General features: G+C 60.1%; 11 protein-coding genes. 5 read left to right on the forward strand and 6 right to left on the reverse strand.

The features are described 5' to 3' along the window. Nucleotides 1-25: 25 nt before the first annotated feature. Together PCPL58_RS21865 and PCPL58_RS21870 are read right to left on the reverse strand one after the other, a co-directional pair. Nucleotides 26-907 carry a polysaccharide deacetylase family protein gene (locus PCPL58_RS21865; RefSeq protein ID WP_002554892.1) on the reverse strand — a complete coding sequence of 294 codons (882 nt, stop codon included), beginning with the start codon at nucleotides 905-907 and terminating at the stop codon, nucleotides 26-28. 76 nt (nucleotides 908-983) lie between these two features. Further along, complete coding sequence (locus PCPL58_RS21870; RefSeq protein ID WP_065350428.1) at nucleotides 984-2357, reverse strand: amidase; 1374 nt, start codon at nucleotides 2355-2357, stop codon at nucleotides 984-986. A gap of 347 nt (nucleotides 2358-2704) precedes the next feature. On the opposite strand from PCPL58_RS21870, the gene PCPL58_RS21875 reads away from it, so the two are divergent. Further along, nucleotides 2705-3697 (forward strand): GntR family transcriptional regulator, encoded by a 993-nt coding sequence (locus PCPL58_RS21875; protein WP_371123815.1) that lies wholly within the window; start codon nucleotides 2705-2707, stop codon nucleotides 3695-3697. 302 nt (nucleotides 3698-3999) lie between these two features. Here the strand turns inward: PCPL58_RS21875 and PCPL58_RS21880 are convergent, their stop codons facing one another. The 4 genes from PCPL58_RS21880 to PCPL58_RS21895 are packed head-to-tail and all read right to left on the reverse strand — an operon-like array spanning nucleotide 4000 to nucleotide 8332. Next, entirely contained in the window at nucleotides 4000-4428 is a 429-nt protein-coding gene (locus PCPL58_RS21880; protein WP_003363688.1) for a group I truncated hemoglobin, read from the reverse strand. After that, nucleotides 4428-5303, reverse strand: a complete 876-nt coding sequence (locus tag PCPL58_RS21885; protein WP_003363690.1) for a DUF3034 family protein — start codon at nucleotides 5301-5303, stop codon at nucleotides 4428-4430. Before PCPL58_RS21885 ends, PCPL58_RS21880 begins: the two co-directional genes overlap by 1 nt. Before the next feature lie 3 nt (nucleotides 5304-5306). Next, the gene (locus tag PCPL58_RS21890; RefSeq protein ID WP_044308863.1) at nucleotides 5307-7661 is read right to left on the reverse strand and encodes a bifunctional diguanylate cyclase/phosphodiesterase; all 2355 of its coding nucleotides are present in this window, start codon (nucleotides 7659-7661) and stop codon (nucleotides 5307-5309) included. Beyond that, nucleotides 7658-8332 (reverse strand): methylamine utilization protein, encoded by a 675-nt coding sequence (locus PCPL58_RS21895; RefSeq protein ID WP_044308864.1) that lies wholly within the window; start codon nucleotides 8330-8332, stop codon nucleotides 7658-7660. The genes PCPL58_RS21890 and PCPL58_RS21895 overlap by 4 nt, the downstream gene beginning before the upstream one ends. Nucleotides 8333-8510: 178 nt before the next feature. Between PCPL58_RS21895 and lon the strand changes: the two genes are divergently transcribed. The 4 genes from lon (at nucleotide 8511) to cmoB (ending at nucleotide 13309) form a co-directional block, all read left to right on the forward strand. Next, on the forward strand, nucleotides 8511-10928 hold the full coding sequence (gene lon / locus PCPL58_RS21900) for an endopeptidase La (protein ID WP_065350429.1): 2418 nt from the start codon (nucleotides 8511-8513) through the stop codon (nucleotides 10926-10928). A 188-nt stretch (nucleotides 10929-11116) separates the two neighbouring features. Continuing rightward, nucleotides 11117-11509, forward strand: coding sequence for a protease inhibitor I42 family protein (locus tag PCPL58_RS21905; protein WP_003363696.1), 393 nt, complete (start codon nucleotides 11117-11119; stop codon nucleotides 11507-11509). A 100-nt stretch (nucleotides 11510-11609) separates the two neighbouring features. Further along, the gene (cmoA, locus tag PCPL58_RS21910) at nucleotides 11610-12353 is read left to right on the forward strand and encodes a carboxy-S-adenosyl-L-methionine synthase CmoA (RefSeq protein ID WP_003363698.1); all 744 of its coding nucleotides are present in this window, start codon (nucleotides 11610-11612) and stop codon (nucleotides 12351-12353) included. Continuing rightward, nucleotides 12350-13309, forward strand: a complete 960-nt coding sequence (cmoB, locus tag PCPL58_RS21915; protein ID WP_065350430.1) for a tRNA 5-methoxyuridine(34)/uridine 5-oxyacetic acid(34) synthase CmoB — start codon at nucleotides 12350-12352, stop codon at nucleotides 13307-13309. Before cmoA ends, cmoB begins: the two co-directional genes overlap by 4 nt. The last annotated feature ends 70 nt before the right edge of the window (nucleotides 13310-13379 follow it).

Below are 13379 nucleotides of genomic sequence, written 5' to 3' on the forward strand. Positions count from 1 at the left end.
GTGACGCCTCGGACAGGGCAATGAATCAGCGGGTACGGGGATTGCGACGCACGAAATCGTCGGCAATCTCGTCGAAAGTGACGAACTTGACGCCAGCATGGCTCTGAATGTGCTCGATCAAGCGCTCCAGCATCAGCAGCACTTGCGGGCGACCAGACACGTCCGGGTGAATGGTCATGGTGAATACAGCGTGTTCGTGTTCGCGATAGACCCAGTCGAACTGGTCGCGCCACATCTCTTCCAGGTGCCGAGGGTTGACGAAACCGTGGCTGTTCGGTGCCTTCTTGATGAACATCATTGGCGGCAGATCGTCCAGGTACCAGTTGGCCGGAATTTCCACCAGATCGGTTTCTTCGCCACGTACCAGCGGCTTCATCCAGGTATCCGGATGCTGGCTGTAATCGATTTTGGTCCACTTGTCGCCCACCCGAACGTAGTAAGGGTGGAAGTCGTTGTGCATCAGGCTGTGGTCGTACTTGATGCCTTTCTTGAGCAGCAGCTCGTTGGTGACGTTGCTGAACTCCCACCATGGCGCGACATAGCCGGTCGGGCGTTTGCCGGTCATTTGCGTGATCAGGTCGATGGACTTGTCGAGGACGATCTCCTCTTGCTCCGGGGTCATCGCAATCGGGTTTTCATGGCTGTAACCATGCACACCGATTTCATGCCCGGCATCCGCCACGGCTTTCATCTGCTCGGGGAAGGTCTCCATGGAGTGCCCCGGAATGAACCAGGTGGTGCGCAGACCGTAACGCTCGAACAGCTTGAGCAGACGCGGAGCGCCGACTTCACCGGCGAACAGGCCGCGGGAAATGTCGTCCGGCGAATCCTCGCCGCCATAGGAGCCCAGCCAGCCAGCAACGGCATCCACATCCACACCAAACGCACACAGAATTTCTTTGGCCATCGTTGTTCTCCCACGGGTTAATCAGATCGGCTTCGCGCTGTACGGCACGCGGGCCGGTTTGCACTGCAAAACGTATTCAAGGGGCTGCGATCAATGACTCCACGGTCAGCGCCGCACGCAGCAGCCGTGCGTCTTCGCCTGCCGGTGCGCTGAGCAACAGCCCGGTGGGCAAGCCCGAGGCATCGTGGCCGCTGGGCAGTGACACGCCGGGCATGTTCAGCAGGCTGCCGGGCATGGTCAGGCGCAGCGTGGCAAGGTTGGTTTGAACGAACAGGTCGTCGTCCTTCAGCAGCGGTGCGAGCGGCGGCGCCACATGGGCCACGGTCGGAGTAATCAGCAGCGCGCCGTCCAGTTCGAGGGTCAACTGCTCCTGCAACCGCTCGCGCGCAGCGTACAGATTGACCAGCAGGCTGGCCGGCATGGAACGGGCTGCCTCCAGGCGCTTGCGAACCCTGGGATCAAGCTGGCTGGCGGCGTCGCTGTCGAGCAACGCCTGATGCAGCGCGAACGCCTCGGCTGCACCAAGCCAGCCCTGTTGCTGGGTTAACAGCAACGTGGCCTGAAATGCCTGGCAAGGCTTGACCTCGATCAGCGCACCGCTTGCACGCAAGGCTTCAACAGCACGCAACAGGTTGTCGCGAACGGCCGGCGTGACGCGTTCGTCTTCCAGCACCGCCTGATCGAGCAGGAAACGTTGACCGGCCAGGCTGCGTGGTATCAACGATGAAGGTTTGCTGCGCGCACAGAGCAGATCGTCGATCACCAGAGCGTCGCGCACACTGCGGGTCAGTGGCCCGACGCTGTCCAGCGTCAGCGCCAGCGGGAAAACGCCGTCGCGGCTATAGCGGCGGCTGGTGCTGCGAAACCCCACCAGACCGTTGAGCGCTGCCGGCACACGAATAGAACCGGCGGTATCGGTGCCCATGGCGATCGGTACGGTTCCGTTGGCGACGGCGACTGCCGAACCCGAAGACGAACCGCCAGGAATACGTGGCGAGCCGTCGCTGTTGGGGTTGATCGGCGTACCGAAATGCGGGTTCAGGCCCAGCCCTGAATAAGCGAATTCACTGAGATTGGTCTTGCCCAGGCTGACCATCCCGGACCGTGCCAGCAGCCCGACACTCGGCGCATCCAGCAGCGCGGGGGACAGGTTGTTGCGCACCGCGGCGCCGGCGGTTGTGACGCTGCCTGCCACGTCGAAAAGATCCTTCCAGGCGATGGGCACGCCGTCGAAGGGGCTCAATGGCTGCCCTTGCTGCCAGCGGGCCGCAGAGGCTTCGGCTTCCCTGCGTGCCCGTTCGATACTCATGGAAATGAACACATGATCGGCGCGTGCCGCCTGTTGCAGGGCCTTGTCCAGAGCCTGCACAGGGTCACTGCGCCCCTGGGCAAAATCCTCGGCCAGTGCGCAGGCATCACCGGTAACGCTGTGACTCCCGGTATCGGTCATGGACATCACACCTTTAAAAATGTACTTATTAATAAAATGTACATTTAACAAAGGCAGGTTCCATGCCAATCTGCATATCGCGACGCCCTGACCCGATCGAGCTGACGGCCCTTTCGCGCTGGAAACGCCGTACTAGAAACCTTTTTGCAAAGGCATCAATCAGTTGCGATAAGGCGTCGTGGGCGAACAGGATCGTCATAAAGAAATAATGTATCTTTTACAAAAGATACATTTCAGTGCAAAAAAGTAACGGTGGCCCCATGAGCGAGCATAAGGACGTGTGCCAAGGTGACAACAGCGCTTCTGTGCGAGAATCGTCCGTCAACCGCCAGAAGTGTATGAAACCGATGTCAGAAGAGGACCCGCGCACCGCGTCGCGCTACGCCATGATCCGCGAGGTGTTGCGTAACGCCATCGTCTCGGGCGCGGCCGCCAATGGACTGGTGCTGCTTGAAGCACCGCTGGCAGAACTGTTCGGCACCAGCCGGGTGCCGGTGCGTAAGGCGCTCAACCTGCTGCATGAAGAAGGCTTGATCAGCCGCTTCGACGGCCGGGGTTATCTGGTCAATCCTGACGCGCAGGAAGTCGAGCCGCTGCGTCTGAGCCTGAGCCACAAGCAGTTCGGGCTGGACAGCAGCGAAGAACTGGTCGATACCCGCCCGCTCGGCGAACGTATTCACGATGAGATCGGTGCGGCACTGTCGGCCTGTATCGCCTTTGGTCACTACCGGCTGGATGAACAAAGCGCCGCGCAGCATTACGGAGTGAGCCGCGCAGTGGTTCGTGAGGCGCTGATGCGTCTGCGGGATCGCGGCCTGGTGGAAAAAGAGCCTTACTCGCAATGGCTGGCGGGGCCGCTGACGGCCCGGGAAATCACCGAAGACTACGAATTGCGCGCCTGCCTCGAGCCCGAAGCCTTGCGCCAGACGGCGCCGCAACTGAGCCGCGAAACCCTGGAGGCAATGCTGGCCAGGGTCATCGAGGCGCAAAACGCCGAACAGTGCAGCCTTGAGGAGATCGAGCGCCTTGAGGACGACCTGCATCAGCAATGCCTGGGCGGTCTGCAAAACCGCAAGATCGCCATGCTGATCAGCCAGGCGCAGAGCCCGATGATTATCAACCGGATTTTCTACCGCCTGCTGAGCATTGGCGCCGATGAAGCGATGCTCGCCGAACACCGGCTGATCATTGAATTGCTGCTGCACGGCGCCTTCGACGCCGCCGCACTGAACCTCAAGGAACACCTGTTACGCGCCCGCCAGCGCATGCTGCAACGCCTGAAAGTGTTGTCGGTATTGCCGGAGCAGGAAGTGCCGGGGTATCTGACGCGGTTGAGTTGAGATGGGGCAAAGTTGGAGTTAACGCGACAGAGACTAGCGTTACCACGCTCCAGCGTGGCAACGCTGTTCTGGACGCTCTGTGTCCGATCCTGAACACGCGGCGCGGCGTCGATTTGTGACGCGGAGCGTCACGAACGGCATGCCAACGCGGAGCATTGGCACGATAGTGTTCTCGCGCAAGTGCCCTCCCTGAAGATTATCGTTCCGCACGCTCCAGCGTGGGAACGCTGTTCTGGACGCTCTGCGTCCGATCTTGGACGGGGAGGATTGGCACGATAGTCAGTGTGTTTCAGGGCTACCAATCACTTGCCGATCACTTCGCCGCGCATCGGTGCCAGGCGGGCGATGAGGCGGTTTTGTACGGGGACCGGGACCTTTTCGGTGTCCATCGCGGCGATCAGGTCTTCGACCAGCGCGTTGAAATCGCTGGGCGTCAGGTGCTGGCCCTTGTGCGCCTCGGCCATGCTGTCGCCGGTATAGCGACACGGGCCGCCGGACTCGACGCAGAGTTGCTCGACCAGTTTGTCGCGCAGACGCACGATGTCGACTTTCTTGAAATGCTCGACGATCCGCTCATCCCTGGCCACGTTTATCAGCATACCTTCGACGATGCGCTGGATACCGGCACGCTGGCCAAGGTCCTGGTAGAGGCTGTCATCCTTGGGTGGCTGTTGCTGCTGCGCGCAACCGGCCAGTAGCGTCAGCATCATGGCTATCAGCATACGCCTCATCAGAAACTCCCCTGCACAGACAGATAGGTGCCGTTCTGGTTGTCCAGCGTGGCGATTTCGCCCAAACGGGCATAAGCCAGGACCACGGACACGTGCTTGTTGGGGAAATAGCCGAGAAACACATCGGCCCAGTCACTTTCGCCCGCAAACGACAGGTTGTCTGGCTTCTCGCGATATTCGACACCGAGTGCCCAGCGTGGATTGAACAGCACGGCTACCGAGCTCTCCTTGAGCAGGCTGCGGCTGTCGCGCCGATCGCCGCCAAACCCCAACAGTCCGGTTTCGTTGGCGCGGCTGTAACGCACGCCGCCGTTGACCACAACGTTGTAGCCAAACGCCGCGCCCATGAACAAGCGGCTGGCCGTCAGGTAGCCTTCGACATCCGAGTCACGTCGGGCGCCGACCAGGCTGGGAATCAGGAAATCGTTCTGATGCTTGTACTGCACCCCCAGAGAAACCTGCGGCAGGCTTTCGTAGATCAGGTCGCCGAAGAGCCGTACCTTGACGCCGAACACGTCCTGACTGAGGTTATCGTCCGGCAGGCTGAGCCTGTGCTGCAGGTTGCTGATATCGAAACGCTGATGCGCGTAGGAAAACTCCACGCGGTTGCCATAGGCGACCGCCAGGCCTGCCACATCAAGGTTGTAGTCCGGCAGATCCACATGCGTGGCGAAGGCGGTAGCGCCCCATTCGCCTTGCTCGCTGTAGCCGGTAATCACCGCCCACGGGGTTATGCCGCCGCCGGCGCTGCCTTCAATGCTGGTAGCGCCACCCGTGGCGATCAACCGGCCGTTGTCGCCCAGGGCGGGCGTCGAAGCAACCCCCGCCATGCCCACCAGCAAAGACCCCAACAGCAGCGATGTTTTGTGCAACATGGATTAATTCACCATAAGACCGGGTGAGGCCTGATACGTGGCAATCCATGCCTCGAACGCCGACGCGGTCAGCGGTCGACTGATCAGGTAACCCTGTGCCGTATCGCAGTGCCAACGCCGGAGCAGGTCCAGGCTGTGTTGATACTCGACACCTTCTGCCACCACCTTCAGTCCGAGGTTGTGGCTCATTTCAATGGTCGACCGCACGATCACTGCGTCTTCACTGGTTTCATCCAGATTGCGCACGAAAGACTGGTCGATTTTCAGCTCCTGCACGGGCAGACGTTTCAAGTGAGCCAATGACGAGTAACCGGTGCCGAAATCGTCGACTGACAGACTGATGCCGCAATCACGCAGGCGATGCAGGACGATCAGTGCTTTTTCCGGTTCGCTCATGACTGCGCTTTCGGTGATCTCGAATACCAGTTGTTCGGCAGGCAGAGCGTATTGCTTGAGCAATTTCATGACATAACCGACCAGATCATCACCCAGCAGGTCATCAGCGGAAATGTTCACCGACACCTGCAGGACCAGACCGCGCTGACGCCATTCGGCCAGTTGGCGAATCGCCTCTTCGATCACCCAGTTGGTCAGCAGGTAAATGCTCCCGGTACGCTCGGCGAGGACGATGAATTCGGCGGGCGAGACATTGCCGAACTGCGGATGAGCCCAGCGCAACAACGCTTCGGCCTGACGCACATAGCCCTGACGGATATCCAGCTTGGGCTGGTAATGCAGCGTGAATTCGCCATTTTGCGCGGCCTTGCGCAGGTCACGAATCAGCGTGATCTGCCGCTGGTGGGCCAGATCACGTCCATCCTGATAAATCTGCAGGCGACCGGGAATGAACGCGGCGTCCTTGCGGGCAATTGCCGCACGGTTGAGCAATTCCTGGGCGGAATCACCGTGTTCCGGATACACCGTGATGCCAATGCAGCACTCAAGCTCCAGCTCGTGATTGTCGATACGCTGCGGCTCACTGAGCAGACGCTGTAGGGCGTCTGCCATGCCCACTGCACCCGCGCTGGACGTGTTGTCCAGCAACAGCAGAAACTCGTTGGTCCCCAGACGTGCCACGGTATCGCCGGCACGCAGATTTCCTTGCAGGCGCTGGCCCACATGGCGCAACAACTGCTCCACGCCTTCAACGCTCACGCTTTCGCCGATCGTGGCGAGGTTTTCGATACTCAGAGACAACAGAGCCAACGCACGTTCTGCAGCAATCGAGCTACCCAGACGCTCCATCACCAGCGCCCGGTTGGGCAGCCCGGTCAGATTGTCGTGCAGCGCGTTGTGCGCCAATTGCCCCTCGCGCACCGCGATGCCCTGCTGCATGGTGTTGATCGCTTCGGCGAGCATGCCCAGCTCATCGCTGCGAACCAGGGTGACCGGCGTTTTATAGTCGCCATCACCAATACGTTTGGCCGCCGTGGCCAGGGCCTGTACCGGTAGCGACACGCTTCGCGCCAGTGCCAGTGTGCCGATCAGCGACGCCACCAAAGCGGCCATGGAAATCCAGAAGATCTTCTCATTCAGCGGCGCGAATGCCTGATAGGCCTTGTCCAGAGGGCTCTGTAATAGCGCGATAACCTGCCCGTCGCCGCCAATACTGGTGTTGGCGAGCATCAGGGTCTGGCTGAGAAAGTTAAGGTTCGATTGCTCGGTAAGCAGCATCTGGCCTTCCGAGGAGCTGCGCATCAGCTCAATCAGGCCCGCGTGCAGGGCCTCTGGCTGGGTACTGATCAGTTCACCGTTCTTACCGTCTTCTACGGTGAGAAAAGACACTTCCAGACCGCTGAGCGAACGCAGTTCTTCGGCAATACCGCTGTCGATGGTAAAGCCCATGACCACGCGGCCGATCGGCAATGGCGCGAGAACGGTGCTCTCCACCAGCAAATGAGGGTCTCCGCCGCCGGGCACAATGAGCACTGACTGACCGGCACGTTTGGCATTGCGCAGGGCTTGGTCATAGACAAACCTGGAACCTTCGGGGACTTTCGGCACGGTGCTGGCAATCACTACGCCATCCATGCCCAGCAGAAACATGTCGCTGGCATTGATGCGTTTGCCATGGTTGAGCAACACCGAGCGAATGGTCGAGGCGTCGGAACTGGCCACCGCGTCACGAAAGCCGAAATCGGCGGCCACCAGTTGCACGGTGTCACGCAGACGTTTGCCGCGCAGATCGATCAGACGCTCGAAGACGCGGCTACCCACCTCCAGCTGCGCCTGGGCCTGAGTGCGCACCGCCTCGCCTGTTGCAACCTTGACGGCGAGATAGACCGCACTCACGACAATCAGCAACAGGACAATCAGAACCCCGGCAATGCGCGCCTGAAAGCTGGCTCTAAATTTCATTCATGTGCGGCCTTGTGAAAGGCGTCACCGAAACCGCCGGGTGCGGGCTTGCCGGGTTTGTCATCGGCTTCCGCTTCGACCGCGAGGTTGAAACGCTGAGTGAGGCCTGCCGCCGGCAACTCGAGCTCGCCGCCCGACACAGGCTGCATATCCGCGATACGCGGATGCCAGAGGGTCGCGGCATAATGCCCGGCCGGAAGCTGATCCAGCTTGAGCTGGCCGTTGCTGTCGGTCACGCCGAACCATGAATCGTCGGTGACGTAGATGTAACCGACCATCCAGTCATGGATGTTGCAGCCCAGTACGACCACGCCAGGCTTGTCGAACAACAGCGGATCCGAGGGTGTGCCCTCGTAAAGCCGCAACTCGAAGCGCTTGGCCGGAGAAAAGGAGTAGACCTGATGGCGGATGTTGTCGCTGTTGGGGAACTTGACCTGAGTGCCGGCGTGGATGGCCAGTACATGTGGCGCAAACTCCTGATCACGCTGGTCCATTGACGCCTTCAACACAACAGGTGAAGGATCGGGCGGCCCTTTGAGCGTTACCACCGCATCTGCAAGGGGCTTGCCTTCCTTGTCCGTTACCTGGGCGGTAAAGCTGGAAGCCGATGCGTTTGCAGCCGATGCTATCCACAGTCCTGCCACTAATGCAGAAATAAATACGTTGGTCATGCCTGATTCAACCCATACCGGCAGTGCCGTAAATGAAGTAAGCCCGTCGTTGTCAGCCCTGACAGGCCCGCTAATAAATAACGGTTTTCCAACCGCTTTACAGACTATCGACCAAGACTATTGAAACCTGAGAGCCGCTGCCCCATCTAAGAACCATGTTCAACTTCTAAGGTGCCCCATGAGCGACCAGCAGACAGACTCGCCAGACTTGCCCAATGACGCAGACGAGCACGACGTGTCTCTGAGTTCCGACAGCACCTCGCTGGCCTTGCCCGGCCAGAACCTGCCCGATAAGGTTTACATCATCCCGATCCACAACCGTCCGTTCTTCCCGGCGCAGGTCCTGCCTGTCATCGTCAATGAAGAGCCGTGGGCCGAAACGCTGGAGCTGGTCAGCAAGTCCGAGCATCATTCGCTGGCGCTGTTCTTCATGGACACTCCGCAGGAAGATCCGCGCCACTTCAAGACCGACGCACTCCCCGAGTATGGCACTCTGGTCAAGGTTCACCACGCCAGTCGCGAAAATGGTCGTTTACAGTTCGTCGCGCAGGGGTTGAGCCGTGTGCGTATCCGTACCTGGCTCAAACATCACCGCCCACCGTACCTGGCAGAAGTCGAATACCCGCAGCAGCCCAATGAGCCGACCGATGAAGTGAAGGCCTACGGCATGGCCCTGATCAATGCGATCAAGGAACTGCTGCCGCTCAACCCGCTGTACAGCGAAGAGCTGAAGAATTACCTCAATCGTTTCAGCCCCAACGATCCCTCGCCGCTCACTGACTTCGCCGCCGCGCTGACCTCGGCCACCGGCGTCGAACTGCAGGAGGTGCTCGACTGCGTGCCGATGCTCAGGCGCATGGAGAAAGTCCTGCCGATGCTGCGCAAGGAAGTCGAGGTTGCACGCCTGCAGAAGGAAATCTCTGCCGAAGTGAACCGCAAGATCGGCGAGCATCAGCGGCAGTTCTTCCTCAAGGAACAGCTCAAGGTCATTCAGCAGGAGCTGGGCCTGAGCAAGGATGATCGCAGCGCCGACATTGAACAGTTCGAGCAGCGCCTCGAAGGCAAGACCTTGCCGCCACAGGCGCGCAAGAAGTTCGACGAAGAAATCGGCAAGCTCAAGGTGCTGGAAACCGGCTCGCCCGAATACGCCGTGACGCGCAATTACCTGGATTGGACCAGCTCGCTGCCATGGGGCATCTATGGTGCCGACAAGCTGGACCTCAAACACGCGCGCAAGGTGCTCGATCAGCACCACGCCGGGCTTGACGACATCAAGGCGCGGATTCTGGAATTCCTCGCCGTCGGTGCCTACAAGGGTGAAATCAGCGGCTCGATCGTGCTGCTGGTCGGCCCGCCAGGGGTGGGCAAGACCAGTGTCGGGCGCTCGATTGCCGAGTCGCTGGGGCGGCCGTTCTATCGCCTGAGCGTGGGCGGCATGCGCGACGAGGCCGAAATCAAGGGTCACCGCCGTACCTATATCGGTGCGCAACCGGGCAAGCTGGTGCAGGCGCTGAAAGACGTTGAAGTCATGAACCCGGTCATCATGCTCGATGAGATCGACAAGATGGGCCAGAGCTATCAGGGCGACCCTGCATCCGCGCTGCTGGAAACCCTGGACCCGGAACAAAACGTCGAGTTTCTCGATCACTACTTGGACCTGCGTCTGGACCTCTCCAAGGTTCTGTTCGTGTGCACGGCCAACACGCTGGACTCGATCCCCGGCCCGCTGCTCGACCGGATGGAAGTGATTCGCCTGTCCGGCTATATCACTGAAGAGAAGCTGGCGATTGCCAAACGCCACTTGTGGCCCAAACAACTGGAGAAAGCAGGCGTTGCCAAAAGCAAGCTGAGCATCAGCGACAGCGCCCTGCGCGCCGTCATCGAAGGCTACGCCCGCGAAGCCGGTGTGCGGCATCTGGAGAAGCAACTTGGCAAGCTGGTGCGCAAGGCAGTGGTCAAACTGCTGGACGAGCCCGATTCAGTGATCAAGATCGGACCAAAAGACCTCGAAGCGTCGCTGGGCATGCCCGTATTCCGCAGCGAACAAGTACTGTCCGGCACCGGCGTGATCACCGGCCTGGCGTGGACCAGCATGGGCGGCGCTACCCTGCCCATCGAGGCGACGCGCATTCATACGCTCAACCGTGGCTTCAAGCTGACCGGGCAATTGGGCGATGTGATGAAAGAGTCGGCTGAAATTGCCTACAGCTACGTCAGCGCCAATCTGTCGAAGTTTGGTGGTGATGCGAAGTTCTTCGATGAGGCGTTCGTGCACGTACATGTTCCCGAAGGTGCCACCCCGAAAGACGGTCCGAGTGCGGGTGTGACCATGGCCAGCGCCTTGCTGTCCCTGGCCCGCAACCAGCCGCCGAAAAAAGGTGTCGCCATGACCGGCGAACTGACCCTGACCGGGCATGTGCTGCCGATCGGCGGCGTGCGGGAAAAAGTCATTGCCGCGCGACGCCAGAAGATCCACGAACTGATCCTGCCGGAACCTAACCGTGGCAACTTCGAGGAACTGCCGGACTACCTCAAGGAAGGCATTACCGTGCACTTCGCCAAACGCTTTGCGGACGTGGTGAAGGTGTTGTTCTAAAGATTGATACTGCGCAGGTCCTAAGCTGAACGGGCACGAGAGGTGTTCTATCGGGCACCTCTCGTTCCGGCACGCTTCAGCAGTTCTGGACACTCTGCGTCCGATCCAGAGCGCGACACCGGTCGTACTCCCTCACAAAACTCCGATCAGTTATCCTTGCGCCTCGTATCGCGATACCGGAACTTGCCATGACCCCTGCCCGTTTCATTGCCCCGCTGAGCCTTGCGCTGCTGACGGCGTGCGCTCAGACGCCGAAAAACATTGTTTCCATCGACACGCAAAGCGACTGCCCGCTGACACTCACGTCCGGGCAGACGCTGATCCTGACCCTGCCCAGCAACCCCACCACCGGCTTTCGCTGGCTGACCCAGAACCCGGCCCAGAATATTCTGCGCAGCCTGGGGCCTGAGGTGTATGCCAGCGCCGAGAGCAAGGAGATGGTCGGCGACGGCGGGCAATCGGTCTGGCGCTTCAAGGCCACCGATGCCGGGACCGGCCGGCTGATGATGGTCTATCAGCAACCCTGGGCACCCGAAGTCGTCCCGGAGCAGACATTCGAGTGCGCCATCAGCGTGAAGTGAGGCTTTGCGCACGGCTTGTCCGACAGCACGTACTGCACCATGCATCCCGGCAGCAACTTGGCTAGAATGCCGGCTTTTCAAAGCCTTCGCCGGAACCGCCGTGAGCAAAGAAACCGACCGCATTTTCGCCCAGCCGCTGGCCCAGGTGCCTGACTTCGCCTTCAACGAGGACGTGGTGCGGGTATTCCCGGACATGATCAAACGCTCGGTGCCCGGTTATCCGACGATTGTCGAAAACCTCGGTGTGCTGGCCGCGCAATTTGCGCAGCCAAATACTGTGCTCTATGACCTGGGCAGTTCTCTGGGCGCTGTCACCCAGGCCCTGCGCCGCCATGTGCGCGGTGAGGGCTGCGAAGTCATTGCGATAGACAACTCCAGCGCCATGGTCGAGCGTTGCCGTGAATACCTCAACGCGCAGAACTCCATGTTTCAGGAGTTGCTGCCGGTGCAGGTCCTCGAAGGCGACATCCTCGCGCTGGCGTTCAAACCCGCCTCGGTGGTGGCGCTGAACTTCACCCTGCAATTCATTGCCCCCGAACAGCGTCTGGCATTGCTCGGCCGCATTCGTGATGCGCTGGTGCCCGGCGGTGCGCTGATCCTCTCGGAAAAACTGCGCTTCGACGACCAGCAGGAACAGGCTCTGCTGACCGACCTGCACATCGCCTTCAAACGCGCCAACGGCTACAGCGACCTGGAAATTGCCCAGAAGCGCAGCGCCATCGAAAACGTCATGAAACCCGACAGCCTCGAAGAACACCGCCAACGCCTGCTTGCCGCAGGTTTTTCCAAGGTGGTGCCCTGGTTTCAATGCCTTAACTTCACCTCGTTGATTGCCCTGCCATGATTGATCTCGCTCCCCTCGTCCGTCGTCTGACGGGAACCCCTCTGGCCGATTGGGCCAATGGCCTGCAGGCCCAGCTCGACACCAAGATGGCCAAGGGTCACGGTGACCTGCAGCGCTGGCAAAGTGCGCTGGATGCCTTGCCCGACCTGCAGCCCGAGCGAATCGATCTGCTCGACAGTTTTACCCTGGAAGCCGAGTGCAACGGCGAGATCCGCACCGTCCTGCGCAAGGCACTGCTGGGCCTGTCACCGTGGCGCAAGGGGCCGTTCAATGTGTTCGGCGTGCACATCGACACTGAATGGCGCTCGGACTGGAAGTGGTCGAGGGTTTCGCCACACCTGGACCTGAAGGGCAAACGCGTTCTGGATGTCGGCTGCGGCAACGGTTATTACCAGTGGCGCATGCTTGGCGCCGGGGCCGACAGCGTGATCGGGGTCGACCCCAACTGGCTGTTTTTCTGTCAGTTTCAGGCCATGCAGCGCTATCTGCCTGACCTGCCCGCCTGGCACCTGCCGTTCGCGCTGGAAGATTTGCCCGCCAATCTTGAAGGCTTCGACACAGTGTTCTCGATGGGCGTGCTGTATCACCGCAAATCCCCCATCGACCACCTGCTGGCCTTGAAAGACTGCCTGGTAAAAGGCGGCGAGCTGGTGATGGAAACCCTGGTAGTGCCGGGCGATGTCCATCAAGTGCTGGTCCCGGAAGATCGTTATGCGCAGATGCGCAACGTCTGGTTCCTGCCTTCAGTCCCCGCGCTGGAGTTGTGGATGCGCCGTGCCGGCTTCACCGATGTGCGTTGCGTCGACGTCAGCCACACAACGGTCGACGAACAGCGCAGCACCGAGTGGATGCGCTTCCAGTCCCTGAGCGACTATCTGGACCCCACCGATCACAGCAAGACTATCGAGGGCCTGCCTGCCCCCATGCGTGCGGTGATCGTGGGGCGCAAACCTTGAACAGCAGCCGTATCTGTAGTAGATATAGATAGCATATAGATATCACTTGATAACATGTTTTGACTTTATT

The sequence above is a fragment of the Pseudomonas cerasi genome (assembly GCF_900074915.1).
GTDB lineage: Bacteria > Pseudomonadota > Gammaproteobacteria > Pseudomonadales > Pseudomonadaceae > Aquipseudomonas > Aquipseudomonas cerasi.

Coding starts and splice junctions, on each gene's coding strand:
- PCPL58_RS21895 (WP_044308864.1), bottom strand. CDS start 8,332: ATGACCAACGTATTTATTTCTGCATTAGTGGCAGGACTGTGGATAGCA.
- lon (WP_065350429.1), top strand. CDS start 8,511: ATGAGCGACCAGCAGACAGACTCGCCAGACTTGCCCAATGACGCAGAC.
- PCPL58_RS21905 (WP_003363696.1), top strand. CDS start 11,117: ATGACCCCTGCCCGTTTCATTGCCCCGCTGAGCCTTGCGCTGCTGACG.
- PCPL58_RS21880 (WP_003363688.1), bottom strand. CDS start 4,428: ATGAGGCGTATGCTGATAGCCATGATGCTGACGCTACTGGCCGGTTGC.
- PCPL58_RS21885 (WP_003363690.1), bottom strand. CDS start 5,303: ATGTTGCACAAAACATCGCTGCTGTTGGGGTCTTTGCTGGTGGGCATG.
- PCPL58_RS21890 (WP_044308863.1), bottom strand. CDS start 7,661: ATGAAATTTAGAGCCAGCTTTCAGGCGCGCATTGCCGGGGTTCTGATT.
- cmoB (WP_065350430.1), top strand. CDS start 12,350: ATGATTGATCTCGCTCCCCTCGTCCGTCGTCTGACGGGAACCCCTCTG.
- PCPL58_RS21865 (WP_002554892.1), bottom strand. CDS start 907: ATGGCCAAAGAAATTCTGTGTGCGTTTGGTGTGGATGTGGATGCCGTT.
- PCPL58_RS21870 (WP_065350428.1), bottom strand. CDS start 2,357: ATGACCGATACCGGGAGTCACAGCGTTACCGGTGATGCCTGCGCACTG.
- PCPL58_RS21875 (WP_371123815.1), top strand. CDS start 2,705: ATGTCAGAAGAGGACCCGCGCACCGCGTCGCGCTACGCCATGATCCGC.